The following is a 22,657-nucleotide window of genomic DNA, read 5'->3' on the forward strand; positions in this document are numbered from 1 at the left end:
GAGGAGAAGGATGCGCCAGGCGCAGGAATCGGCGTCAGTGCGCGCCGTTGATGATGCAGTTGACCGATTCGGCGTAACGCTGCAACTGCTCCAGCGTCACGAACTCGTCGGCGGTGTGCGCCTGGGCGATGTCGCCCGGGCCATAGACCAGCGCGGTATAGCCGCCAGCGGAAAACAGCGAGGCTTCGGTCCAGAAGTCCACTGCGTTGCCGATCGGCAGGTCCAGCGCATCGGCCACATCGCGCGCGGCCAGGCGGCGTTCTTCTGCACGCGCGATATCACCAGACGGCAGGCTCGGTCCCCGGAAGGTTTCTTCGAACTGCGCTGCAGCCGGCTCGGCAAATCCGGCGAAGGTGGCCAGCAATCCATCCACATCCATCGACGGCAGCGGACGAAACCCGAACCGCACTTCGGCTGCCGGCGCGATCATGTTGGCCTTGATGCCGCCGTCGACGCGGCCGATGTTGAAGCGCAGGCCGGTCAAGCCGCCGAAGCGCGCATGCGCCAGCGACTCGACATGATCCAGCGCCTTGCCGCCCCACCGCATCGCCTGATGCAAGGCACTTGCAGACGGATCCTGCTTCCCCGACGCATGCCCGGCACGGCCGGCAAAGCGCATCAACACCGAACTGATGCCGCGATGCGCCAGCACCGCCTCGCTCATGGTCGGCTCGGCCACTAGCACCGCCTCATACGACAAACCGCGCGCCAGAAACGCGGCGATGCAACGCGGGTCGTTGGCCTCTTCGTCGGAAGAAAACAGGAACGCGGCATCGCCATCGCCAGCATTGGCCGCCGCCACCAGCGCCGCCGCCGCACCTTTGATATCGCAGACACCCAGACCGATCACGCGATCGTCGGTGCGCCGCATCACGTGCGGATCGGCACTCCAGTGCGGCGAATCCGGCACCGTGTCCAGATGCACGTTGAACAGATAGTTGGGCTTTCCACGCACCGCATACAGGCTCACCGCGCCGGCACCGTGGTCGATCACCTCGACCTGGAAACCGGGCAGCTGCGCACGCAGATAATCGAAGATGCCGCCCTCGGCAGCGATCGCACGCGGCGGATTACGGGTGTCGAAGGACACCAGCGTTTCCAGGTGTTCGAGGGTGGATTGGAGCAGGTCGGTCATGGTGGGTCAGGCAGCCGGGGGACTGGTGCGGTAGAGGTCGTGATGGGCGATTTCCATCAGCGACTGCGGATGAGTCGGCGCAGCGAAGCCGTACTGGGCGTACAGCGCATGTGCGTCGGAGGTGGCGAGCATGAAGCGGCGCAGGCCCTGCAGCTGCGGGTGGGCCATGATCGCTGCCACCAACTGCTTGCTGTAGCCGCGGCTGCGGTACGCGTCGAGCACGAACACGTCGGCCAGATAGGCGAAGGTCGCGCCGTCGGTGATCGCCCGTGCGAACGCGACCTGCCCTGCGCCCTCGACATAGCCGCCGACGCACAGCGAACCGGCGATCGCCCGCTGCACCGTGTCCAGCGGGATACCCAGGCACCAATAGGCCTGCTCGCTGAGGAAGTGATGGATCAAGGGCAGATCCAGTTCCTGCTTGTCGGTGCTGATGCGCAGTGCGGTCATGGGTTCCATTGCGACAACGACTTCTCCCAGCGGGAAAAGGTGCCCCGAAGGGAGCGGATGAGAGTACGGGCGAAGCCTGGTGAAATCGGATGTTGCAAGGGCGGATGAGCAGACGAACGAGGCTTCGTGCAATCGAACATTGCTGAGCTTCGCACGTCCCCTCACCCCAACCCCTCTCCTGGCAGGAGAGGGGCGTTGGATCTTCAGCGATTCACTTGCGCATACAACGTCGAGCTCATCCCGAACAGCTTGATGAAGCCTTCCGCCTCTTCCACGCCCCAGTCGGCCGACTGCGCGTAGGTCGCGCCCTTGGTGTTGAGCAGGTGCGGCGAACGCACCGCCACCGCATCGACGCGGCCGCCGCGGGTTTCCAGCGTCACTTCGCCGTTGACCTTGGACTGCGAGGACTGCAAGAACGCTTCGATATCGGTCTTGAGCGGGTCGTGATAGAAGCCTTCGTAGACCAGCTCCACCCACTTGCGCGCCACGTCCGGCTTGAAGCGGTTCTGCTGCTTGGTCAGCACCGCATCTTCCAGCGCGCGGTGCGCGGTGAGCAGCGAGATCAGGCCCGGTGCTTCGAACACGATGCGGCCCTTCAAGCCGATCACGGTGTCGCCGGTGTACACGCCACGGCCCACGCCGTACTGCGCGAACAAGGTGTTGAGCTTGGCCAGGATCTTGGCGCCCGGCAGCGGCTTGCCATCCAGTTCCACCGCTTCGCCTTCGACGAACTTCAAGGTCACCGTCAATGCTTCGATCGGCCACGCACTGCGCGGCGCGCACCAGCCACGTGCCCCCTCGCCCGGCGCTTCCCAACGGTCGATCTCGCCGCCGGACATGGTCAGGCCCAGCAGGTTCTCGTTGATGGTGTAAGCCTGCTGCTTGGCACGCACGCCGAAGCCGCGCGCTTCCAGATACTTCTGCTCATAGGCGCGGGTCTGGGTGTGTTCTTTCTGGATTTCGCGGATCGGCGCGACGATCTGGTAGTCGCCCAACGCCTTCACCGCCAGGTCGAAACGCACCTGGTCGTTGCCCATGCCGGTGCAGCCGTGCGCGATGATGCGCGTGCCCAGCTCTTCGGCGCGCTTGAGCGCGGCATCGACGATCAGGTAACGGTCCGACACCAGCAAGGGATACTGGCCCTGGTAGCCCTCGCCCGCCCACACGAACGGCTTGACGAAGCCTTCCCAGATCGCCGGGCCACCATCGACGGTGACATGGCTGGCCGCACCCAGCTCAGCGGCGCGCTTCTCGATGAAATCACGCTCGTCGGCATCCACACCGCCGGTATCGGCAAACACCGTGTGCACCGCATAGCCGCGCTCCTGCAGATACGGAATGCAGAAGCTGGTATCGAGGCCACCAGAGAACGCCAGGACGATATCTTTGGTGCCGGGACCGGGGACCGGGGACCGGGGACCCGGGGAAGCATTGGATTGCGACATTAGAAAACTCCTGTGGCGATTGATTGGAACTGAAAATAAAGTGCGATCGCACCAGCGACGCTGTTACGGGTCCCGGGTCCCGGGTCCCGGGTCCCGGCCTATCAGGGCAGCCATGATCGCCTTCTGCACATGCAGGCGGTTTTCCGCCTCGTCGATGGCGATACAGTTGGGCGAATCCATCACCGCGTCGGTGGCCTTGACGTTGCGACGCAGCGGAAGGCAGTGCGAGAACACGCCGTTGTTGGTCAGCGCCATCTTGGCTTCGTCGACGATGAAGTGCTGGTACTGGTCGCGGATCGGCTTTTCCGGCTCCCAGTTGCCGAAGAACGGCAGCGCGCCCCAGCTCTTGGCGTAGACGACATCGGCGCCGCTGTAGGCGCTTGCGATGTCGTGGCTCACCTGCAGCGAGCCGCCGCTTTCGGCCACGTTCTGCGCTGCCCAGTCCATATAGCGCTGATCCAGGATGTAGTCCGGCGTCGGGCACAGCAGGGTCACGTCCATGCCCATGCGCGTGGCAATCGTCAACGCGGAATTGGCCACCGCGGTGTTGAGCGGCTTGGGGTGATAGGTCCAGGTCAGCACGTACTTCTTGCCGCGCAGATCCTGCGTGCCGAAGTGTTCCTGCAATGCCATCGCGTGCGCCAGTTCCTGGCACGGGTGGGTGATGGTCTCCATGTTGATCACCGGCACCGGCGAATACTTGGCAAAACTCTTCAGCACCTGATCTTCGCGGTCCTTGGACCAGTCGACGAACTTGGGAAACGCGCGCACGCCGATCAGATCGACATAGCGGCCCAGCACACGCGCCACTTCGGCGATGTGCTCTTCGGTATCGCCGTCCATCACCGTGCCCAGGTTGAACTCGATCGGCCAGGCATCCTTGCCCGGCTGCAGCACCACCGCATGCCCGCCCAGCTGGAACGCACCCAGCTCGAAGCTGGTCCGCGTGCGCATGGACGGGTTGAAAAACACCAGCGCGATCGACTTGCCCTTCAGCTCGCTTCCCAGCTTGTTGCGTTTGAACAACGCGGCCTGGGTCAACAGCGCGTCCAGTTCGGCGCGGCTCCAGTCCTGGGTGTTCAAGAAGTGCTTCAGTGACATCGATCGATCCTTTGCTGCGTGCTTCTGCTGCGTGGTCCGCCAGGAGCGACGGGGTGCGCGACATGCGCGTTTCTTGCGGTTGAAACTTTTGTGACGCCAAAACGAAAAAACCCAGCCGGTGGGCTGGGTCTTCAGAACGGACAGCAAAACGCCCCGGTTACCCAGCGAAAATGTGGGATTCCGGTCGGCGGGCACGCGAGGTCATGCCGGAGGCCATCCGGGCGGCGCTGGTGTCGTGCTGAAAGGGGATTGCTTGCATAGGGCGCGAATCCTCGCATGCATGCGGGCACGGCGCAACCGCCATGCGCCTCAGCGCGGCGGCGCGACGATGGCGTCGGGAATGTATGGGGTCACCGACACCCGGATGCGCAGCCGGTTGCCCGGATCTTCCGGCAGCCGCGAGCGGTACTTGGTGCCCTTGTAGACGTAGTCCACGTCGAAGGCGATCGGGCGCCGGAACTCGCGCGGCACTTCCACCACTTTGCAGTTACGGCGCGTACTGGTCGGCGGCACTGCCGCCGGCGTGGCCAGCTCGGGTCGCCGCGAGAACATCTCCTTGACCGAATCCACCATGCGGTTGATGCGGCCCTCGTCCTCGATCGCCGCAACCGGCACCGGCGTCGCCTGTTCGGCCTCGCACTGCTCTTCGATACGCGTGGCGCGCAGGGTCTGATAGACCGGCTCGACATTGAGCACCTGCGCGTAGTCCAGCTTGACGTTTTCGATGACGACGACCCGGTTCTTGGCATCGGGCTCTGCCGCATGTGCCGGCAGTGCCTGCCAGGCCAACACACACAGCGTGGGGAACAGAAGAAGTCGCATCAGGACCGAAGTGGCGAAGCCAGGCAATACGTAAGTGTATGGAGCTTGCGATCTCCTGGGCTGAACGCAGCCCATCCGGTCGCCGGTGTCGGCGTGCCGGTTCGCCATCCTGCCGCAAGGGGCTAGAATCGTGTGGTTACCCTTTTTCAGATGCCGATGAGCCTGCGCCTGCACAACAACCTGACGCGGCGGGTCGAACCGTTCGCGCCGCTCGATCCGTCCTGCCCCACGCTGTATGTGTGCGGCCCCACCGTCTACAACTACGCGCATATCGGCAACGCCCGCGGCCCGGTGGTGTTCGACGTGCTTGCCGCGCTGTTGCGGCGCCGTTATGGCGCGCTGCGCTACGCACGCAACATCACCGACGTGGACGACAAGATCAATGCCGCCGCGCAGGCGCAGGGCGTCCCGATCTCCACCATCACCGACCGCTTCGCGGCGATCTATCGCCAGGACATGGCCGCGCTCGGCGTGGTGCCGCCGGACATCGAACCGGAAGCCACCGCGCATATCCCGCAGATCGTGGCGATGATCGAGCAGCTGATCGCCAACGGCCATGCCTATGCCGCCGAAGGCCACGTGTTGTTTGCGGTGGCCAGTTTCGACGGCTACGGCAAGCTGTCGCGTCGCGACCCCGATGAAATGCTGGCCGGTGCACGCGTGGACGTGGCGCCGTACAAGCGCGACCCCGGCGACTTCGTGTTGTGGAAGCCGTCCACCGACGACCTGCCCGGCTGGGAGTCGCCGTGGGGCCGCGGCCGCCCCGGCTGGCATATCGAATGCTCGGCGATGGCCGCCGCGCACCTGAGCCCGACCATCGACATCCATGCCGGTGGCGTGGACCTGCAGTTTCCGCATCACGAAAACGAAATCGCCCAAAGCGAGTGCGCGCATGGCGGCGCCACCTTCGCCCGCTTCTGGCTACACAACGGCATGCTCAACTTCAGCGGCGCCAAGATGAGCAAGTCGCTGGGCAACATCGAGACCGTGCACGACCTGATCGCAAAACACCCGCCGGAAGCACTGCGTCTTGCGTTGCTGAGCGCGCATTACCGGCAGCCGCTGGATTGGTCCGATGGCTTGATCCAGGCACAGATCGCCCGGCTCGATGGCCTGTACGGGACGCTGCGCGACTTGGCAGACGTGACTGCTGAACCTGTGATTCCAGCTCCGATAGAAACTGCTTTGGACGACGACCTCAACACTCCGCTTGCGTTGTCGGAACTGTCTCTAATCGCCAAATCCATTAGAGGCAAGCTGGGCTATTCCAAGGCTGCGCTTGGTGCGGCACTAGCAGAGCGCCAACGATCAGGACGAGTGTCACGCCCCAACGCCGAACAACATTTTAAAGATTGTTTCCCAGAGTTCACTAACCCCTTCAGGTTACAAGCCTGGGTTGATCGGGAATTTACGCCGGAACTTGATTTTTTCGAGATGCTAAAAGCAGAATTAAATGCAGCAATAAGCTCTAAGAAGGCGGATCTGCTTGGCGCCGGCTTGGCCTTGGGGCTCCTGCAGCAAGACCCGGCCGCCTGGTTCTCGCGCGGCACCGATGCCGGCGACGATGCACGCATCGCCGCCCTGGTCGAAGAACGCAGCACGGCGAAGAAAGCCAAGGATTTTGCCCGTGCCGACGCCATTCGCAAGCAACTCGCCGACGAAGGCATCGTGCTGGAAGACACCCCGCAAGGCGTGCGCTGGAAGCGCAGCTGACCTCTTGCCTGCGTCCGTCAGATTTCTTCTCCCGCGCGCGGGAGAAGGTGCCCCGAAGGGGCGGATGAGGGTGCAGGCGAAGCCGCGTGTACCGCTTTTTTGAGGGCTGGACGAAGTCCGCATCGAATTCCAGCGAGGCTTCGCCCGTACCCTCACCCCAACCCCCGCTCCGCGCCCCGGCCCGCGCTGGCGGCGCGGGCGCTCCAAGGCACGCGCGCCAATGGCGCGCAAACCGCGCCTTCTCGCCCCGGTGGGAGAGGGGCTTTGACCGAATGCCCCTAGATTTTGCGAACGATTCTGGAATTTTGATGACCACCACCCCCTTCCCGCTTGAACCCACTGCCGTCGAAGCGCAGGCCGCCATTGCCGACGAGTTCTCCTTCTTCGGCGACTGGTCCGAGCGTTACCAGTACCTGATCGATCTGGGCCGCAAGCTGCCCACATTCCCCGAGCAGTGGAAGACCGAAGAACACCGCTTGCACGGGTGCCAGTCGATGGTGTGGATCGTGCCGGAAGGCAATGCCGAGCGGCTGGACTTCCATGCCGTCAGCGATTCGGCCATCGTGTCCGGGCTGATCTATCTGGCGTTGCGCGTGTATTCCGGGCGTAGCGCACAGGAAATCCTGGCCACCGAACCGGACTACATCGCAGGCATTGGCCTGGCCAAGCATCTGTCGCCAACGCGCAGCAACGGTGTGGCCGCCATGTTGGCCTTCATCCGTGAAACCGCACGCGCACAACAGTGAGCACACCGACGCCCTCGCCCACCGACTCGCTGCGCACGCTGTTCGCCCATCCGGGCTTCGGCCTGGTGTTGCTGTACCGCGTCGCGGCGATGCTGTCGTACCAGATCGTGGCGGTCACGGTCGGTTGGCACATCTATGAGATCACGCGCAATCCGCTGTCGCTCGGGCTGATCGGCCTTGCCGAAATCCTGCCGTTCTTCTGCATCGCGCCGTTTGCCGGCTACCTGGTCGACCATCTGCCACGCAGGCGCCTGGGCATGATCGCAGTGCTGGGGTTAGTCGCTACCGCGCTGCTGTTGATGGCCGTCGCGCAGGGCTGGCTGCCCATCCAAGGCGTGTGGCCGATCTACGCCGCCATCGCATTGACCGGCGCGGCGCGCTCGTTCCTGTCGCCGGTCTACAACGCCTTGTTCGCGCGTGCGCTGCCGCGCGAAGCGTTCGCACGCGGCGCCAGCATCGGCAGCGTCACCTTCCAGGCCGGCATGGTGATCGGCCCGGCGCTGGGCGGCGTGCTGGTCGGCTGGGGCGGCAAGGGCCTGGCCTATGGCGTGGCCGCAGGCGTGGCGTTGGTGGCGATCCTGGCCCTGGCGTTGTTGCGCGTCAGCGAGCCGGTCAACGCCGGCCCGCGTGCGCCGATCTTCCGCAGCATCGCCGAAGGGGCGCAGTTCGTGCTCTCCAACCAGATCATGCTGGGCGCGATGGCGCTGGACATGTTTTCGGTGTTGCTGGGCGGCGCGGTGTCGATGTTGCCCGCCTTCATCCAGGAAATCCTGCATTACGGCCCCGAGGGACTGGGCATCCTGCGCGGTGCGCCGGCGCTGGGCTCGATCGTGGTCGGCGTGTGGCTGGCGCGGCACCCGCTGCAGCGCAATGCCGGCCGCATCCTGATGCTGTCGGTGGCCGGCTTCGGACTGTGCACCATCGCCTTCGGGCTGTCGCGGCACTTCTGGCTGTCGGCGGCGATCCTGCTGGTCTACGGCATGTGCGACGGCGTGTCGGTGGTGGTGCGGCAAACCATCCTGCAGCTCGCCACACCGGACGCGATGCGTGGCCGGGTGTCGTCGATCAACGGCATCTTCATCGGCTCGTCCAACGAACTGGGCGCGTTCTACGACGGCGTCATGGCACGGCTGGTCGGGCTGGTGCCGGCGGTCGTCATCGGCGGCTGCGTCACCCTGGGCGTGGTGGCAACCACGGCCTGGAAGGCGCCGCGGTTGCGCAAGCTGGACTTGCGCGATCTGCAATAAGCGCAGCCGACAAGACGACTGCGCTCACTGCAACACGGGCGCAGTCGGTGCTCGGCACGGTAGGTACAACGTGTGCACGTGGGTTCTGAGCACTACGGCCAAGTCTGCCTGATGACTGCTCGCTGCGTGTTGTCAGCCGCTTCAAGCCAAGTCTGGCGAGGCATCGGCTGCAACTGCTGCCGGTGTGCCCGCGACGTGTTGTCAGCCGCTCCAGGCCAAGTCTGGCGAGGCGCTGGTTGCAGATGCCGCCAGTGCCCTGCGCCGCTTGCGCGTACTCGCGCCGCGACGGTCGATGCAACGGGATCCACCGGATTCCGCATCACACCGCGTCGCCTGGCGCACTGCAACGGCGCATGACGACAACGTCCCGCAACAACCCGCCACCCATACAAAAAACCCAGCACATGGCGGGGTTTTATGCGAACGGCGGAAGACGATCAGTCGCCCTGCTGCTTCTGCAGATGCTCCCAACGCTCTTGCGCGTCGATGGTGCGCTCGGCAGTCAGACGCGCGTCCAGGCGGTCCAGGCCGATCTCTTCGCCGGTGTCCACGCAATAGCCGTAGTCGCCATCTTCCAGGCGCTTGAGCGTGCTGTCGATCTTGGAGATCAGCTTGCGTGCACGGTCGCGTGCGCGCAGTTCCAGCGAGTTTTCGGTCTCACGCGTGGCGCGTTCGGCTTCGTCGCCGATATCGCGGACTTCTTCGCGCAGGTTTTCGATGGTCTGCTTGGATTCCTCGACCATCTCGTTGCGCCAGCTCTGCAGACGCTGACGGAAGTATTCCTGCTGCAGCTTGCTCATGTACTCCTCGTCCGCCGAGGGCTTGTAGCCCTGCGGGAGGATCGGGCGACCGGTGGTCTCGTCGATCTTGTAGTCGACCACCTTGTACTTGGTCTTGGGCGTCGGGCTGGACGACTTTGCAGTCACGGCCACTGCCACCTTGCCGACCGGACGGGTCGCGGCGGGCTTGGCGGGGGCTTCGGTTTTGGTTGGCGTTTTTGCGGAAGATTTCGAAACGGGCACGGGATTCTTAAGTGACGGGGTCGCAGGCTTTGCCGGCTTCGCAGGGACGGCCTTGGGGGCCGGTGCGGGCGCGGGCTTCTCAGCCTTGACCGGGACTGACTTGGCCGGAACCGGCTTTGCAGCCGGTTTCGGTACGGACTTGGACGCCACCGGCTTGGCAGCCGGTTTGGCGGCAGCCGGAGCTGCCTTGGTCGCTGCGGTCTTGGAGGCCGGCGCCGGCTTGGCAACGGTCTTGGTCGCAGCTGCCTTCTTGGCAACCGGTTGCGCAGGAGCCGGAGTCGCCTTCTTGGCAGCCGGTTTTGCAGCAGCAGGCGCCGCTACCTTCTTCGCAGCGGGTTTGGCGGACTTCTTGGCGGCCTCGACGGCCTTTTTTGCAGGTTTTTTAGCAGCCACGAAACGCTCATCCTTGGTTCCCCCGGGGCCCGGGAAAGCGGGCCTTTATAACGTACGCCACGGACCCCCGGCAACCACCTATTAATGCAAGTGGCATATGATTGGCAAGTGATCGGACGCCTGCTCATCGCGCTGCTGCGCTTCTACAAGCTGTTCATCAGCCCGCTGCTCGGGCCGCGCTGCCGTTTTGCGCCCAGTTGCTCGGAGTATGCGATGACCGCCATCGGCCGCTTCGGCCCGCTACGCGGGAGCTGGCTGGCCGCGCGCCGGCTCGGCCGCTGTCATCCCTTTCATCCGGGCGGCTTCGATCCGGTGCCCGACGCGCCAGCCTCCGCCGCCCCGTCCCCCCCTTCTTCCTGCAGTTGCAAAGGACCTCATCCATGAGCCGAACCGTCATCATCAACGCCCGCCTGGTCAACGAAGGCAAGGAGTTCGACGCCGATCTCCTGATCGAGGGCGGCCGCATCGCCAGGATCGACAGCAAGATCACGCCCGCCGCCGGCGACACCGTGGTGGACGCGGCCGGGCGCTGGGTGCTGCCGGGCATGATCGACGACCAGGTGCACTTCCGCGAGCCGGGCCTGACCCACAAGGGCGACATCGCCAGCGAATCCGGCGCCGCCGTGGCTGGCGGGCTGACCAGCTTCATGGACATGCCCAACACCAACCCGCCCACGCTGGACGCGGCCGCGCTGCAGTCCAAGTACGATGCCGCCGCCGGGCGCGCCTGGGCCAACTACGGCTTCTACATGGGCGCCAGCAACGACAACCTGGCCGCGATTCAGTCGCTGGACCCCAAGACCGCGCCGGGCATCAAGGTGTTCATGGGCGCCTCCACCGGCAACATGCTGGTCGATAACCCGCAGACGCTGGACGCGATCTTCCGCGACGCGCCGACGCCGATCATCACCCATTGCGAAGACACCCCGACCATCGACGCGACGATGGCGCAGTACAAGGAAACGTACGGCGATGCGCTGACCCCGGACATGCACCCGGACATCCGCTCGCGGCAGGCCTGCCTGAAGTCCTCGCAGCTGGCCGTGTCGCTGGCGCGCAAGCACAACACCCGCCTGCATGTGCTGCATATCTCCACTGCCGACGAGCTGGGGCTGTTCGAAGCCGGCCCGCTGGTGGACGCCGACGGCAAGCTGCGCAAGCGCATCACTGCCGAGACCTGCATCCACTTCTTGCGCTTCGACCGCAGCGATTACGCGCGGCTGGGCAACCTGATCAAGTGCAACCCCGCGATCAAGGACGCCGACGACCGCCTGGCCCTGATCCAAGCGCTGGCCGAAGACGTCATCGACGTGCTCGCCACCGACCATGCCCCGCATACCTGGGAAGAGAAACAGAAGCCCTACGCGCAGGCGCCGTCCGGCCTGCCGCTGGTGCAGTACGCGCTGGTCGCCGCGCTGGAGCTGGTGCATGAAGGCAAGCTGCCGATCACCCGTATCGTGCAGAAGTTCGCGCACGCGCCGGCGCAGTTGTTCGATGTGGAAGAGCGCGGCTTTCTGCGCGAAGGTTATTTCGCCGATCTGGTGATGATCGACAACACCCCGTTCACCGTGAAGCGCGAGCAGGTGCTGTCCAAATGCGGCTGGTCGCCGTTCGAGGGCACCACGTTCCGTTCGCGCATTGCCGCGACCTGGGTCAACGGGCAGCAGGTGTGGGACGGCGAGCAGTTGGTCGGCAGTGCCGCTGGCCAGCGCCTGACCTTCGACCGCTGATGCGCGCAGCACTGGTTGGTGCATGGCTGGCGTTGGTGCCGGCCATGCTGAGTGCGGGCGCAGTGCAGGCGCAGGCCATAAGCGAAGCTGGCGTGGTGTTCCCGGCCAGCGCCTCGCAAGGAGCGATGGTGATCGGCAAGGTGCCTGCCGGCAGCACCGTGCAATATGCGGGGCGCACCTTGCGCGTCAGTGGCTACGGCAGTGTGGTGTTCGGCATCGGCCGCGACGCGACCGGCCCGCTGCAGGTGCACATCACCCTGCCCGATGGCACCCAGCGCACCAGAAGCATCGCAGTGACGCCGCGCGATTGGCCCACCGAGCGCGTCAACGGCGTGCCGCCCAAGACCGTGAACCCGCCTGCGGCCATTGCCGAGCGCATCAAGCGCGAGCAGGCGCAAGTCACCGCCGCACGCGATCGCGACGATGCCCGCACGGATTTTGCACAACCCTTCATCTGGCCGGTGCAAGGCCGCATCAGCGGCCGCTTTGGCAATGCGCGCGTGTACAACGGCCAGCCGGGCGCGGGGCACTCGGGCATGGACATCGCCGTGCCAAGCGGCACGCCGGTCAAGGCGCCGGCTGCTGGAGTCGTCACCTTTGCCGCGCCGGATCTGTATCTGACCGGCGGCACGGTGCTGCTCGATCACGGCTTCGGCATCAGCTCCAACTTTCTGCATCTGTCGCGGATCGACGTCAAAGTGGGCGATCGCGTGGAACAAGGCCAGGTGATTGCTGCAGTGGGAGCGACCGGGCGGGCGACCGGGCCGCATCTGCATTGGGGGATGAATTGGTTCGATGTGCGTATCGATCCATTGTTGGTGCTTGAGCGCGGGAAGTAAGTGCAGTTGGGCGGCCTTTCGCTTCTCCCTCGGGAGAAGGTGGGGCGTAGCGCCGGATGAGGGTGCGGAGGCGGCTGGTTAACTGAGTAACCATACCCTCACCCCAACCCCTCTCCCGAGGGGAGAGGGGCTTTCAGCGATTGCAGGCACACATCGGCCTGTCGGCGATTCCACCCACTTGTCGATTGATCGGATGGCCTTGCTGCGCATGCGAGGCTATGCGGCATTAAAAGCGTGAGCCGATGACACGCCAGTACCACTGCGCGAGCACAGGGCAGACATGCTGAACTCGCAGACCAAACCAGACCAGACCAGACCAGGAACCGGGAGCGGGCTTGTCTCTGCGGAACCGCAGGTCACCATCGCGGTGGTCGGCAAGTACGTCGATCACCAGGAGGCATCGGGAAAGTTAATAAAGATTGGAACGCCACCACGTTCTGACACACCTACCCGTTGCGCTTGTGTCCGTCGCCAGGCTTTGGGGTATAACCGGGACAGCGTCGATCCTTGCCGATGACAGCGGCGGATCGGCCAGCGACGGTCACTCCGCGCTGGCGATCACGCCCTTGCAACCGACGTGCTTGGTCTCCCCTCCCCCGACTGCAGGAGATGTGCGACATGCGCAACGAGCAACTCAAGCCCACACTCGGCACCTGGCAGCTGTGGGGCATTGCGGTGGGCCTGGTGATCTCCGGCGAATACTTCGGTTGGAGTTACGGCTGGGGCACCGCCGGCACGCTGGGATTTCTGGTCACCACCGTGTTGGTCGCTGTGATGTACACCTGCTTCATCTTCAGCTTTACCGAGCTGACCACGGCCATTCCAAATGCAGGCGGGCCATTCGCCTACAGCCTGCGCGCGTTCGGCACCTATGGCGGGATGCTGGCGGGCCTGGCCACGTTGATCGAATTCGTATTCGCGCCACCGGCCATCGCAATGGCGATCGGTGCGTATCTGAATGTGCAGTTCCCCACGCTGGACCCGCGCATCGCCGCCATCGGCGCGTATGTGATCTTCATGAGCTTGAACATTGTCGGCGTGGCGATTGCGGCGGCCTTCGAGCTGATCGTCACCTTGCTGGCAGTGATCGAACTGTTGGTGTTCATGGGCGTGGTGGCACCGGGTTTCAGCGTGGCGCGCTTCGCCGCCAATGGTTGGGCCGGCAGCGACGTGTTCGGCCCGGCGGCCATCTCCGGCATCTTTGCCGCAATTCCGTTTGCGATCTGGTTTTTTCTGGCGATCGAAGGCGCAGCGATGGCCGCCGAGGAAGCCAAGGACCCCAAACGCACGATCCCACGTGCCTACATCGCCGGCATTCTCACCTTGGTGGTGTTGGCGCTGGGGGTGATGGTGTTTGCCGGCGGCGTGGGCGACTGGCGCCAGCTGTCCAACATCAACGACCCGCTGCCGCAGGCGATGAAGGCAGTGGTCGGCAACAGTTCGACCTGGTTGCACATGCTGGTGTGGATCGGCTTGTTCGGGCTGGTTGCCAGCTTCCACGGCATCATCCTGGGTTACTCGCGGCAATTTTTCGCGCTGGCGCGTGCCGGCTTTTTACCGCACGGGCTGGCCAAGTTGTCGCGCTTTCGTACGCCGCACCGCGCGATCCTGGCCGGCGGCGCGATCGGCATTGCCGCAATCTGCAGCGACAGCGTGGTGAAGATTCAGGGCATGTCGCTGACGGCGGCAATGATCACCATGTCGGTGTTCGGCGCCATCGTGATGTATGTCATGAGCATGCTCAGTTTGTTCAAGCTGCGACGCTCTGAACCTGGGCTGGAGCGCAGCTTCCGTGCACCCGGGTATCCGGTGGTGCCGGCGATTGCGCTGCTGCTCGCGTTGGTCTGTCTGGTGGCGATGGTGTGGTTCAACCCGATCGTGGCGTTGATCTTTGTCGGCCTGCTGCTGTTTGGCGCGCTGTGTTGCGTGCTGAGCCTGCGCAGCCAGACGTCAACCGTGGCCGGCGGCAGATGAGCGGCTTTACGTTTACGGCCGGCGGCGAGCGGTTCCGGTTTGCCGATCTCAAAACGTTGCTGGCCAAGGCGACGCCGGCACGTTCGGGCGATCAACTGGCCGGGCTTGCGGCCGATTCCGAGCTGCAGCGCGTCGCGGCGCAGACGGCGCTGGCAGACCTGCCGTTGCGGCATTTCCTCGATGAAGCCGTGGTGCCGTATGACACCGATGAAGTCACCCGGCTGATCGTCGACCAGCACGACGCGCATGCATTCGCTGCAGTGGCGCACCTCACCGTCGGCGGGTTTCGCGATTGGTTGCTGAGCGCGCAGGCCGATGAAGCCGCACTGGCCGCGCTGGCCCCCGGCCTGAGCCCGGAAATGGTGGCCGCGGTGTCCAAATTGATGCGCGTGCAGGACCTGATCCTGGTCGCGCAAAAGATCCGCGTGGTCACGCGCTTTCGCAATACCTTGGGGCTGCGTGGGCGGCTATCCACGCGCCTGCAACCCAATCATCCCACCGACGATGCCACCGGCATTGCCGCCAGCGTGCTCGACGGGCTGTTGTACGGCAATGGCGATGCGGTGATCGGCATCAATCCGGCAAGCGATAGCCTGGCGGCCACCACCGCGCTGTTGCGCATGCTCGATGCGGTGATCACCGGCTACCAGATCCCCACGCAGTCGTGCGTGCTGGCGCATATCACCACCACCATCGAGGCCATCAATCGCGGCGTACCGGTGGATCTGGTGTTCCAGTCCATCGCAGGCACGGAGGCTGCGAATGCCAGCTTCGGCATCAACCTGGCGGTACTGCAGGAGGGCTACGAGGCGGGGCTGTCCTTGCGGCGCGGCAGCGTCGGCGACAACGTGATGTATTTCGAAACCGGCCAGGGCAGCGCGCTGTCGGCCAACGCACATCATGGCGTGGATCAACAGACCTGCGAAGTGCGCGCCTACGCGGTGGCACGACAGTTCAAGCCGCTGCTGGTGAACACCGTGGTCGGCTTCATCGGCCCGGAGTATCTCTACGATGGCAAGCAGATCATTCGTGCGGGGCTGGAGGATCATTTCTGCGGCAAATTGCTTGGCGTGCCGATGGGTTGCGATATCTGCTACACCAACCATGCCGAAGCCGACCAGGACGACATGGATGTGTTGCTGACCCTGCTCGGCACCGCCGGCATCAACTTCATCATGGGGATTCCCGGCTCGGACGATGTGATGCTGAATTACCAGACAACCTCTTTCCACGATGCGCTGTATGCGCGTCAGGCACTTGGCCTGCGTGCAGCGCCCGAGTTCGAGCAATGGCTGGAACAACAAGGCATCTTGCGGCTACAGCAGGATGGGCGGTTTGCATTGGGTAGCGAGGTGCCCGCGGCGTTTCGCCGTGCGCTGCAGCACTTCCCCAGTGGGTCGCCGCAATGAGCGACCCGACGACACCCCCGCACGATGCCTGGGCGCAACTGCGTCGGCTCACCCCTGCGCGCATCGCACTCGGGCGGGTCGGCACCAGTCTGCCCACTGCCGCGCATCTGGATTTCCAGCTCGCGCATGCGCAGGCGCGCGATGCGGTGCATCTGGCATTCGACCCGGCACCATTGCAGGCCGCACTGGAACAACGTGGGCGCAGCAGCATTCTGTTGCACAGCGCTGCGCTGGACCGGCATGCCTATCTGCAACGCCCGGATCTGGGCCGCCGGCTGGCCGACGACGCTGCCACGCACCTGCGCGGGCTCACCGCTGTGCATGGCGGCGGGCATGATGTCGCGGTGGTGGTTGCCGACGGGCTCTCGGCGCTGGCCGTGCATCGGCATGCGGCGCACATGCTCGAACAGATCGATGCCTTGGCCGCGCATGAAGCCTGGTCGTTGGCGCCGGTCGTGTTGGTTGCACAAGGGCGCGTCGCGATTGGCGACGAGGTCGGCGAGCTGCTCAAGGCACGCGTGGTGATCGTCTTGATCGGCGAACGGCCGGGCCTGAGTTCGCCCGACAGTCTCGGTCTGTATCTCACCTACACGCCACGCGTCAGCTTGACCGATGCCGCACGCAATTGCATCTCCAATATCCGTGCCGAAGGACTGAGTTACGCCGACGCCACGCACAAGCTGGCGTATCTGTTGCGCGAAGCGTTCCGCCGTCAGTTGTCAGGTGTGCAACTCAAGGATGAGGCGGAGCAACCGGCATTGCCGTCGGCGGCGCCTGCCGATGCGGTGCCGCGCACGTTCCTGTTACCGGATGCATAACGCTTTGGCCGATAGATCGGAGATGGGTCGTCAGCAAGGCGACTCATCAATGACGAGTGCTTGCTAGCCCGCTTGCCGCCGCCTGCCAGATGCAACACGCGATCATTGCGGGCCGGTTAATGCGAGAGCGCGGCTGGCGCCTGCAGTCAACTATTTTTCGCGCAACGCCCGCTCACTGACGACGCCGTTTTCGTCAATGGCCAACGTGGCTGGATGCCCGTTATCGTCTATTTCGAAGTCGAAGCGGATATCGCGCTCGATCGCAAAGAAACGCGTGGTCGATTCGGCATAAAGCGTGGCCACGAAGCTGCCCGCAACAAGTTTCAGGTGGTTGCCATCGATGCTGACCACAATATTCCCGACACGGTTCGCATGGTAACGGCCGGCATAGCGCTCCAGGGTCGCGGCCGGCAGCATTACGGTGACAGATGGAGGCACGTACGCAACGGGCGCATGCGCATAGCTAAGCACGCGATGCATGCGCCGGTGCCCGTCGTCGAGTTTTCACACGGTGGTGAAATCGGCTTGCCCGTCCAGGCGTTCTGGCTGATTGCGCTGCTGCACGTAGAAACGGTGGCGGCCCGACAAGATGGCATATCCATCCTTGAGTGGATGGAACGCCAGGCTTTCATCGATCAGCGCGCGTCGCAGTCGCGATGTCGGATCGGCGCAATGTCCGTTACGCCCGGAAGTCACCATGCCAACCGGTCGCTCGCTTGGCCAAACAGTGCGCGATGCGGCCTGCGTGACGTACACCTTCTCGAGCGCGTCGCATGGCAAGCGCCAGGCCGCAAGCGCGCGGTGACGCAATCATGGGTCTACAGGAGGTCTACCTCAGCGCACCATCCTGCGGATTGCTTGCTGCGTAAGTACTAGTCTGCAGCTCGTTGTCATGCACATGACGCAGCGCAGTGCGCACCTCCCCGGGCAACCGATCCACATCCAGTAACACCTTGCCAGAATGCACATCGCGCACCACCGACGCCGGCAGGACGAAATCGCCGCCGTTCTCGATATTGATCACCAGCTCGGCGCTGTCGTTGCGAAGTTCGCGCACCGCGCCAATGCCAACTTCGCCGTCGCGCAGGAATACCATCTGGCCGATTTCGATCTGTTGCATGTCGATCTCCTGGTCGGGCACCGCGACACAAGCGCGCTGCGCCTTGGTAGACGATCATCGCGGGTAGACGATCATCGCGCCGCCCGGTGTTCTGCGCTGGTGAAGCGCAGATCAGCGCCGCGTAGGTGCACGCACCATGGCATCGACTGACAAGCGAGCGGACAGCACCACCAAGCGCTCCAATTCTGTCACGCCATGCGAGCGATGCCAGCACTGTCGGCGCGTGCCGATGACCATCATGCAGCGAAATCAGCGCGCGTCCGCGGCCATGCCGGCCGCCGATGCGCTTGAACATCAACGCAGCGGGACGTCCGCTACCTTGTCGTGATAATCCTTCTTCGGGTCGACACCGAACAGCACCTTGATACCGGCGAGCAGACTGGAACCGTTGAGCCAGATTTGTGCGTGGTCGGCGTCCAGACGCAACAGCGCCAACTTCGGATCGTCCTTGCCGCCTTCGTACCATGCTGCGACATATGGGTTCCACAACCGCTCGACCACGGCCGGGTCGGTGTCCTCGATCAGCGACCCGCTGATGCTGGCGAATAGATCATGGCCCTTGCTGCTGAAGGCGCCGATGACACGACGGCCCTGCCCCAGCATTGCGATCAATGCATTGTCCTTGGACGTGAAAAACCAGATCGGGCCGCCGCTGTCGCCTTCGATCTGCGCGGTCATCGGACGCGCATGGCCGTCTTCGACGCCATCCAGGCCCAGCATCACGGTGCGGTCGGACTTCAACGCCTTCCAGAATTTTTCCTGCAGTTCTTTGGGATCTGCCATTTCGATTCCTGACATACGCGCTTTTACGCGGGCCGTTGAGTCTGGAAGGCCGCACGCCCACGGCATGTGAGGACACACAGGCAACGCATCGGCACAAGGCAGCCGCATCGAGACAGCGGCCAAGCTCGACTGACAACACGACTAGGAGCGGCTAACAACATGACTGCGCAGCCGCCAGACGGGTGCTACCGGTGCCAAGTAAGGCAAGGATCACGCGTACACGCCATTTCATTCGCGCCGCCCGCATCCACCTGACGGCTACTCGCTACGTTGTGAGAGCCGCTCTAATGGCGCGCATTGCGACCTGCAGCTGGTGTAAAGCGTGACCACAACGCACATCCTGCACATTGCCTGGCGCCGCCGGCGCCAACAAGCGACCCCGGCAGTACCATCGCTCTGCACCGCAGGCGGCACCGACGTGAACTCCGACCCGACCACGACGCCTGCTCCATCGCAGGCAACCGCGCTCGACGACTCACGCAGCGCACAACATCTGCGGCGCCCCCACGTGTCTGTATGCGTCCCTTCCCAAAAGAGCGCCACACCATGTCCGTCTCGCACATCCGCACGACCTGCATCGCCGCTGCACTATTGAGTCTTGTCAGCGTTGATGCGGCAGCACTCACCGGCACCGCTTCACGTCCGCAGCTCACCAGCAGCGAAGCAAGCACGTACACGATCGCCAAAGCGCTGGCCAAGGCCGGGCCGATCACTGCATTGGTCACCGACAACTGGAATCCCACTGCCGGCGTTGCCTTGCTCAGCGCGGACTATGCGGTGGCCGCGGATGGCTCCACGCGCTACCGCACCGTGCAGTCGGCGATCGATGCGGCAGTGACCGCAGGCGGCACCACGCGTCGCTACATCAGCATCAAGGCGGGCACCTATACCGAACTGGTGTGCGTGCCGACCAATGCGCCGCCGTTGACCTTGTTCGGACTGGGTGCGGCCAAGGCCGATACCATCATCCGCTTCAACAATGCCAACCCCACGCCCAAGCCCACCGGGACGGCGAGCCATGCGTGTGCCAGCAATGCCTCGGCCACCACGGTGGGGACGTCCAACAGCGCCACGCTGACGGTACGCGCGGCCGACTTCCAGGCACGCCATCTGCGTGTGGACAACAATTACGTCGAAGGCACCTACGCGGACAACAACCAGGCGGCTGTCGCGCTGGCAGTGCGCGGCGACAAGGCGAGCTTCGAAGATGTGCTGGTGACCGGCAACCAGGACACCTTGCTGATCAGTGCGACAAATGCAGCCAATGTCATTCGTGCGTATTTCAAGAACAGCACCATCGATGGCGATGTGGATTTCATCTTCGGCTCCGGCGTCGGCGTGTTCGACAATGCCAACATCCGCTCCACCGGCGCGCGCCTGGGAACCAGCCGAGGCGGCTATATCTTTGCACCCAGCACGCGCCCCGGCAGCGCGTACGGCTTTCTTGCCATCAACAGCACCTTCGTCAGCCTGTCCGGTTCGCCCGACAACCAGACCTATCTGGGTCGCGCCTGGGACGAAGGCATCAGCAATCTGGGTGCTTATGTCAACGGCACCTCGCCCAATGGTCAGGTGACGGTACGCAACTCCACGCTGGGCAGCCATATCAGCAAGACCACACCCTGGAATGCCTCCACCGCAAGCCGCCCTTATTGCAGCAGCAGCTGCACCAATTCGGCAAACCGCTTTTACGAGCACGGCAATAGCGGTGCGGGCGCCGCCGACTGAGCGTTAGCCAGGACAGCTGCGTCGCTCTCCAGCAGCCTCGCAGCAAAACCTGCGTTTAGCACTGCACTCGTCGCCTGTTGGCAACCCGCGTATGCGGCCTGCCAGCAGGCGATGTTGTTTGGCACGTCTCCGCTCCACTGATGGCGGCGCCTTGCTGGATGAGGCAACGCGTTGGTTGGCTTCGGAGACGCGGTGCCGAGTTCGCCCCTCTGACGTCGGCAGCCGACACGAGGCGCCACGCTTGCGGCTCCCCTAAGCGATCGACGTAACGACATCGATACCCGCACTGCATGCACTGTGACTTCCGCGCACGGTCATCCAGTTGTCATGCAACGTATCGATGCCGCGCCCCATCGGAGCACTTCAATGCAAGCTACGTTTCCCTTTCCAGCCATCGCGCCGCTCACCCTCGCCTTGTTCGGCATGACGACCTTCCAGGCCGGCGCGGCGCGACCGCATGGACAGGATGTGCCCGACACCGCGCACAGCATCTCCACTCGTTGGGGCGTGGTCCAGCAGCCGAGCTTGCCGACGCAGATCTGCGCCACGCTCAAGGCGGCGCTGGTACCTGTGGCCGGTTCGCTGGACACGCTGGATCCCGATCCCACCCACTCCAAGCGCGATACCGCACGCCTGCAGGCGGCCATCGACGATTGTCCTGCCGGCAGCGCCGTGCATCTGATCCCCGGCGATGCCGGCGAGTCCGGCCTGCTCAGCGGGCCTCTGACCATCAAGAGTGGAGTCACGTTGTGGATCGACCGCGGCGTCACCCTATTCGGCTCGCGTAATCCGCAGGACTACGACAACGGCCTGGGCACCTGCGGCACCGCCACCAGCGACAAGGCCAAGTCGTGCAATCCGCTGATCCACATCTCCGATGCGGCCAAGAGCGCCATCGTCGGTACGGGCAAGATCGACGGCCGCGGCGGCAGCACGCTCACTGCCGGGCCCAATGCCGGCAAGGCCAGCTGGTGGGATCTTGCGTACCTCAACGTTACTCAAGGATTGAGTCAGCATGTGCCGCGTCTGCTGCAGATCGACAACAGCACCGACGTCACCTTGTACGACATCACCCTGGAAAACTCGCCCAATTTCCATGTCATCAGCGACAACGTGGTGGGCCTGACCGCGTGGGGCATCAAGATCCTGGCACCCAGCCTGGTCTATTCGCGCCCCGGCTACCAATGCCCGGCAGGCAGCACCCCGGACGTCAATCCGCACGCTACCTGCTTTACGCCGGAAACCGCCAAAAACACCGACGGTTTCGACCCCGGTCAGTCGAAGAATGTGCTGCTGGCGTACTCGTACATCGGCACCGGCGATGACGGCGTGGCGATCAAGGCGCATGCCAACAGCAAGCGCAGCATTTCCTCGGAAAACATGCTGTTCGCCTACAACCAGTTCTACTACACCCACGGGTTCTCGCTCGGCAGCGAAACCGATTCGGGCATGCGCCATATCGCCGTGCGCGGGTTGAGCATCGATGGCTTCAACGCCAACGATGTACAGCGCGATCCCTACTCGGCCAATGGCCTGCGCATCAAGTCCGATGCCTCACGTGGCGGCCAGGTCTACGACATCAGCTTCGAGAACATCTGCATGCGCGGCGTTGCGCGGCCGCTGGTGTTCGACGCCAACTACGCCAACCCGGCCACCCGCGACAAGCTCCCGCAGTTCAACGGCATTGCGCTCAGCAACGTGCATTCGCTGGGTTCGACCACGTTGGGCGCCGGCGAACTGAGTTTCTATGGGTATCGCGATGCCAGCACCACCCTGCCGATCACCATCTCGCTGGACAATGTCGTGCTGGAAGGCGGCAAGGTCAGCTTCGCACAGCCGCATTTCGGCGGGCCTGCGAGCAACCCGGGCGCGACGCACTTCACTTTCAAGGGCGGCCCGGTGAGCTTTTACGATCAGCTGACGGAGTCGGTGCCCAACGATGTGCAGCTACAAGGAAAACCTGGCCCGGGCGCGCCACTGCAATGCAATGACGCCTTTATTGCCTATCACTCGGTGCTGCCGGATTCGCCGATCTGAGTCGAATGCTCTGAGCTGCAGCACACCAGTTGCACGCTGATGCATCGCTTGCTGCGATCAACCGATCGCAGCAAGCCACCGGTCCAAAACCAACACGTCAACGGGCGCGCACCCGGCCAGCCGGCGGCGCGCACCAGTGCGCTTG

The 22,657-nt window shown here is 64.1% G+C and carries 21 protein-coding genes and 1 other RNA gene; 12 read left to right on the forward strand and 10 right to left on the reverse strand.

Features of this window, described 5'->3' with window-relative positions:
* Positions 1-34: 34 nt before the first annotated feature.
* The 5 genes from XdyCFBP7245_RS04945 to XdyCFBP7245_RS04965 all read right to left on the reverse strand — a co-directional run bounded on the left by XdyCFBP7245_RS04945 (position 35) and on the right by XdyCFBP7245_RS04965 (position 4,953).
* Positions 35-1,135 carry an acetylornithine deacetylase gene (locus XdyCFBP7245_RS04945; RefSeq protein ID WP_104614655.1) on the reverse strand — a complete coding sequence of 367 codons (1,101 nt, stop codon included), beginning with the start codon at positions 1,133-1,135 and terminating at the stop codon, positions 35-37.
* 6 nt (positions 1,136-1,141) lie between these two features.
* A complete protein-coding gene (locus XdyCFBP7245_RS04950; RefSeq protein WP_104614656.1) occupies positions 1,142-1,594 on the reverse strand; it encodes a GNAT family N-acetyltransferase in 453 nt (150 codons plus the stop codon).
* 194 nt (positions 1,595-1,788) lie between these two features.
* Positions 1,789-3,030: an argininosuccinate synthase gene (locus XdyCFBP7245_RS04955; protein WP_104614657.1), complete on the reverse strand. Its 1,242-nt coding sequence runs from the start codon at positions 3,028-3,030 to the stop codon at positions 1,789-1,791.
* Positions 3,031-3,093: 63 nt separating this feature from the next.
* A complete protein-coding gene (locus XdyCFBP7245_RS04960; protein ID WP_104614658.1) occupies positions 3,094-4,131 on the reverse strand; it encodes an N-acetylornithine carbamoyltransferase in 1,038 nt (345 codons plus the stop codon).
* Between the two features lie 309 nt (positions 4,132-4,440).
* Entirely contained in the window at positions 4,441-4,953 is a 513-nt protein-coding gene (locus tag XdyCFBP7245_RS04965) for a hypothetical protein (RefSeq protein ID WP_104614731.1), read from the reverse strand.
* A 156-nt stretch (positions 4,954-5,109) separates the two neighbouring features.
* Here XdyCFBP7245_RS04965 and cysS point away from each other — a divergent pair, with 156 nt between their 5' ends.
* The 3 genes from cysS (at position 5,110) to XdyCFBP7245_RS04985 (ending at position 8,659) form a co-directional block, all read left to right on the forward strand.
* Positions 5,110-6,666, forward strand: coding sequence for a cysteine--tRNA ligase (gene cysS, locus XdyCFBP7245_RS04970; RefSeq protein ID WP_170068521.1), 1,557 nt, complete (start codon positions 5,110-5,112; stop codon positions 6,664-6,666).
* Between the two features lie 308 nt (positions 6,667-6,974).
* Positions 6,975-7,412 (forward strand): SufE family protein, encoded by a 438-nt coding sequence (locus tag XdyCFBP7245_RS04980; RefSeq protein WP_104614659.1) that lies wholly within the window; start codon positions 6,975-6,977, stop codon positions 7,410-7,412.
* Entirely contained in the window at positions 7,409-8,659 is a 1,251-nt protein-coding gene (locus tag XdyCFBP7245_RS04985; RefSeq protein WP_104614660.1) for an MFS transporter, read from the forward strand. The genes XdyCFBP7245_RS04980 and XdyCFBP7245_RS04985 overlap by 4 nt, the downstream gene beginning before the upstream one ends.
* A gap of 437 nt (positions 8,660-9,096) precedes the next feature.
* On the opposite strand, the gene dksA is transcribed toward XdyCFBP7245_RS04985, so the two are convergent.
* Positions 9,097-10,074 carry an RNA polymerase-binding protein DksA gene (dksA, locus tag XdyCFBP7245_RS04990; RefSeq protein ID WP_104614661.1) on the reverse strand — a complete coding sequence of 326 codons (978 nt, stop codon included), beginning with the start codon at positions 10,072-10,074 and terminating at the stop codon, positions 9,097-9,099.
* A gap of 84 nt (positions 10,075-10,158) precedes the next feature.
* On the opposite strand from dksA, the gene yidD reads away from it, so the two are divergent.
* The 6 genes from yidD (at position 10,159) to eutC (ending at position 16,844) form a co-directional block, all read left to right on the forward strand.
* Positions 10,159-10,458, forward strand: coding sequence for a membrane protein insertion efficiency factor YidD (yidD, locus tag XdyCFBP7245_RS04995; protein ID WP_170068522.1), 300 nt, complete (start codon positions 10,159-10,161; stop codon positions 10,456-10,458).
* Positions 10,455-11,804, forward strand: coding sequence for a dihydroorotase (locus XdyCFBP7245_RS05000; RefSeq protein WP_104614662.1), 1,350 nt, complete (start codon positions 10,455-10,457; stop codon positions 11,802-11,804). Before yidD ends, XdyCFBP7245_RS05000 begins: the two co-directional genes overlap by 4 nt.
* Positions 11,804-12,643, forward strand: a complete 840-nt coding sequence (locus tag XdyCFBP7245_RS05005; protein WP_170068523.1) for a M23 family metallopeptidase — start codon at positions 11,804-11,806, stop codon at positions 12,641-12,643. Before XdyCFBP7245_RS05000 ends, XdyCFBP7245_RS05005 begins: the two co-directional genes overlap by 1 nt.
* A gap of 609 nt (positions 12,644-13,252) precedes the next feature.
* Positions 13,253-14,617, forward strand: coding sequence for an ethanolamine permease (gene eat / locus XdyCFBP7245_RS05010; RefSeq protein ID WP_104614664.1), 1,365 nt, complete (start codon positions 13,253-13,255; stop codon positions 14,615-14,617).
* Positions 14,614-16,026, forward strand: coding sequence for an ethanolamine ammonia-lyase subunit EutB (locus tag XdyCFBP7245_RS05015; protein ID WP_104614665.1), 1,413 nt, complete (start codon positions 14,614-14,616; stop codon positions 16,024-16,026). Before eat ends, XdyCFBP7245_RS05015 begins: the two co-directional genes overlap by 4 nt.
* A complete protein-coding gene (gene eutC, locus XdyCFBP7245_RS05020) occupies positions 16,023-16,844 on the forward strand; it encodes an ethanolamine ammonia-lyase subunit EutC (RefSeq protein WP_104614666.1) in 822 nt (273 codons plus the stop codon). The genes XdyCFBP7245_RS05015 and eutC overlap by 4 nt, the downstream gene beginning before the upstream one ends.
* A gap of 150 nt (positions 16,845-16,994) precedes the next feature.
* Here the strand turns inward: eutC and XdyCFBP7245_RS24435 are convergent, their stop codons facing one another.
* The 4 genes from XdyCFBP7245_RS24435 to XdyCFBP7245_RS05040 all read right to left on the reverse strand — a co-directional run bounded on the left by XdyCFBP7245_RS24435 (position 16,995) and on the right by XdyCFBP7245_RS05040 (position 18,762).
* Complete coding sequence (locus XdyCFBP7245_RS24435; protein ID WP_244907767.1) at positions 16,995-17,324, reverse strand: DUF3471 domain-containing protein; 330 nt, start codon at positions 17,322-17,324, stop codon at positions 16,995-16,997.
* 24 nt (positions 17,325-17,348) lie between these two features.
* Entirely contained in the window at positions 17,349-17,543 is a 195-nt protein-coding gene (locus XdyCFBP7245_RS24440; RefSeq protein WP_104614668.1) for a hypothetical protein, read from the reverse strand.
* Positions 17,544-17,673: 130 nt separating this feature from the next.
* Positions 17,674-17,964 carry a hypothetical protein gene (locus XdyCFBP7245_RS05035; RefSeq protein WP_104614733.1) on the reverse strand — a complete coding sequence of 97 codons (291 nt, stop codon included), beginning with the start codon at positions 17,962-17,964 and terminating at the stop codon, positions 17,674-17,676.
* A 294-nt stretch (positions 17,965-18,258) separates the two neighbouring features.
* Complete coding sequence (locus XdyCFBP7245_RS05040) at positions 18,259-18,762, reverse strand: pyridoxamine 5'-phosphate oxidase family protein (RefSeq protein WP_211287640.1); 504 nt, start codon at positions 18,760-18,762, stop codon at positions 18,259-18,261.
* Positions 18,763-18,952: 190 nt separating this feature from the next.
* Between XdyCFBP7245_RS05040 and XdyCFBP7245_RS05045 the strand changes: the two genes are divergently transcribed.
* The 3 genes from XdyCFBP7245_RS05045 to XdyCFBP7245_RS05055 all read left to right on the forward strand — a co-directional run bounded on the left by XdyCFBP7245_RS05045 (position 18,953) and on the right by XdyCFBP7245_RS05055 (position 22,512).
* Positions 18,953-19,028: non-coding RNA, sX9 sRNA (locus XdyCFBP7245_RS05045), on the forward strand.
* A 265-nt stretch (positions 19,029-19,293) separates the two neighbouring features.
* Positions 19,294-20,475, forward strand: a complete 1,182-nt coding sequence (locus tag XdyCFBP7245_RS05050; protein WP_104614670.1) for a putative acyl-CoA thioester hydrolase — start codon at positions 19,294-19,296, stop codon at positions 20,473-20,475.
* A gap of 366 nt (positions 20,476-20,841) precedes the next feature.
* Positions 20,842-22,512, forward strand: a complete 1,671-nt coding sequence (locus XdyCFBP7245_RS05055; protein ID WP_104614671.1) for a glycoside hydrolase family 28 protein — start codon at positions 20,842-20,844, stop codon at positions 22,510-22,512.
* Positions 22,513-22,657 lie beyond the last annotated feature (145 nt).

This window comes from Xanthomonas dyei (assembly GCF_002939865.1).
GTDB lineage: Bacteria > Pseudomonadota > Gammaproteobacteria > Xanthomonadales > Xanthomonadaceae > Xanthomonas > Xanthomonas dyei.

Coding starts and splice junctions, on each gene's coding strand:
- XdyCFBP7245_RS04945 (WP_104614655.1), bottom strand. CDS start 1,135: ATGACCGACCTGCTCCAATCCACCCTCGAACACCTGGAAACGCTGGTG.
- XdyCFBP7245_RS04950 (WP_104614656.1), bottom strand. CDS start 1,594: ATGGAACCCATGACCGCACTGCGCATCAGCACCGACAAGCAGGAACTG.
- XdyCFBP7245_RS04955 (WP_104614657.1), bottom strand. CDS start 3,030: ATGTCGCAATCCAATGCTTCCCCGGGTCCCCGGTCCCCGGTCCCCGGT.
- XdyCFBP7245_RS04960 (WP_104614658.1), bottom strand. CDS start 4,131: ATGTCACTGAAGCACTTCTTGAACACCCAGGACTGGAGCCGCGCCGAA.
- XdyCFBP7245_RS04965 (WP_104614731.1), bottom strand. CDS start 4,953: ATGCGACTTCTTCTGTTCCCCACGCTGTGTGTGTTGGCCTGGCAGGCA.
- cysS (WP_170068521.1), top strand. CDS start 5,110: ATGAGCCTGCGCCTGCACAACAACCTGACGCGGCGGGTCGAACCGTTC.
- XdyCFBP7245_RS04980 (WP_104614659.1), top strand. CDS start 6,975: ATGACCACCACCCCCTTCCCGCTTGAACCCACTGCCGTCGAAGCGCAG.
- yidD (WP_170068522.1), top strand. CDS start 10,159: ATGCAAGTGGCATATGATTGGCAAGTGATCGGACGCCTGCTCATCGCG.
- XdyCFBP7245_RS05000 (WP_104614662.1), top strand. CDS start 10,455: ATGAGCCGAACCGTCATCATCAACGCCCGCCTGGTCAACGAAGGCAAG.
- XdyCFBP7245_RS05005 (WP_170068523.1), top strand. CDS start 11,804: ATGCGCGCAGCACTGGTTGGTGCATGGCTGGCGTTGGTGCCGGCCATG.
- eat (WP_104614664.1), top strand. CDS start 13,253: ATGTGCGACATGCGCAACGAGCAACTCAAGCCCACACTCGGCACCTGG.
- XdyCFBP7245_RS05015 (WP_104614665.1), top strand. CDS start 14,614: ATGAGCGGCTTTACGTTTACGGCCGGCGGCGAGCGGTTCCGGTTTGCC.
- eutC (WP_104614666.1), top strand. CDS start 16,023: ATGAGCGACCCGACGACACCCCCGCACGATGCCTGGGCGCAACTGCGT.
- XdyCFBP7245_RS24435 (WP_244907767.1), bottom strand. CDS start 17,324: ATGCATCGCGTGCTTAGCTATGCGCATGCGCCCGTTGCGTACGTGCCT.
- XdyCFBP7245_RS24440 (WP_104614668.1), bottom strand. CDS start 17,543: ATGGTGACTTCCGGGCGTAACGGACATTGCGCCGATCCGACATCGCGA.
- XdyCFBP7245_RS05035 (WP_104614733.1), bottom strand. CDS start 17,964: ATGCAACAGATCGAAATCGGCCAGATGGTATTCCTGCGCGACGGCGAA.
- XdyCFBP7245_RS05040 (WP_211287640.1), bottom strand. CDS start 18,762: ATGTCAGGAATCGAAATGGCAGATCCCAAAGAACTGCAGGAAAAATTC.
- XdyCFBP7245_RS05050 (WP_104614670.1), top strand. CDS start 19,294: ATGTCCGTCTCGCACATCCGCACGACCTGCATCGCCGCTGCACTATTG.
- XdyCFBP7245_RS05055 (WP_104614671.1), top strand. CDS start 20,842: ATGCAAGCTACGTTTCCCTTTCCAGCCATCGCGCCGCTCACCCTCGCC.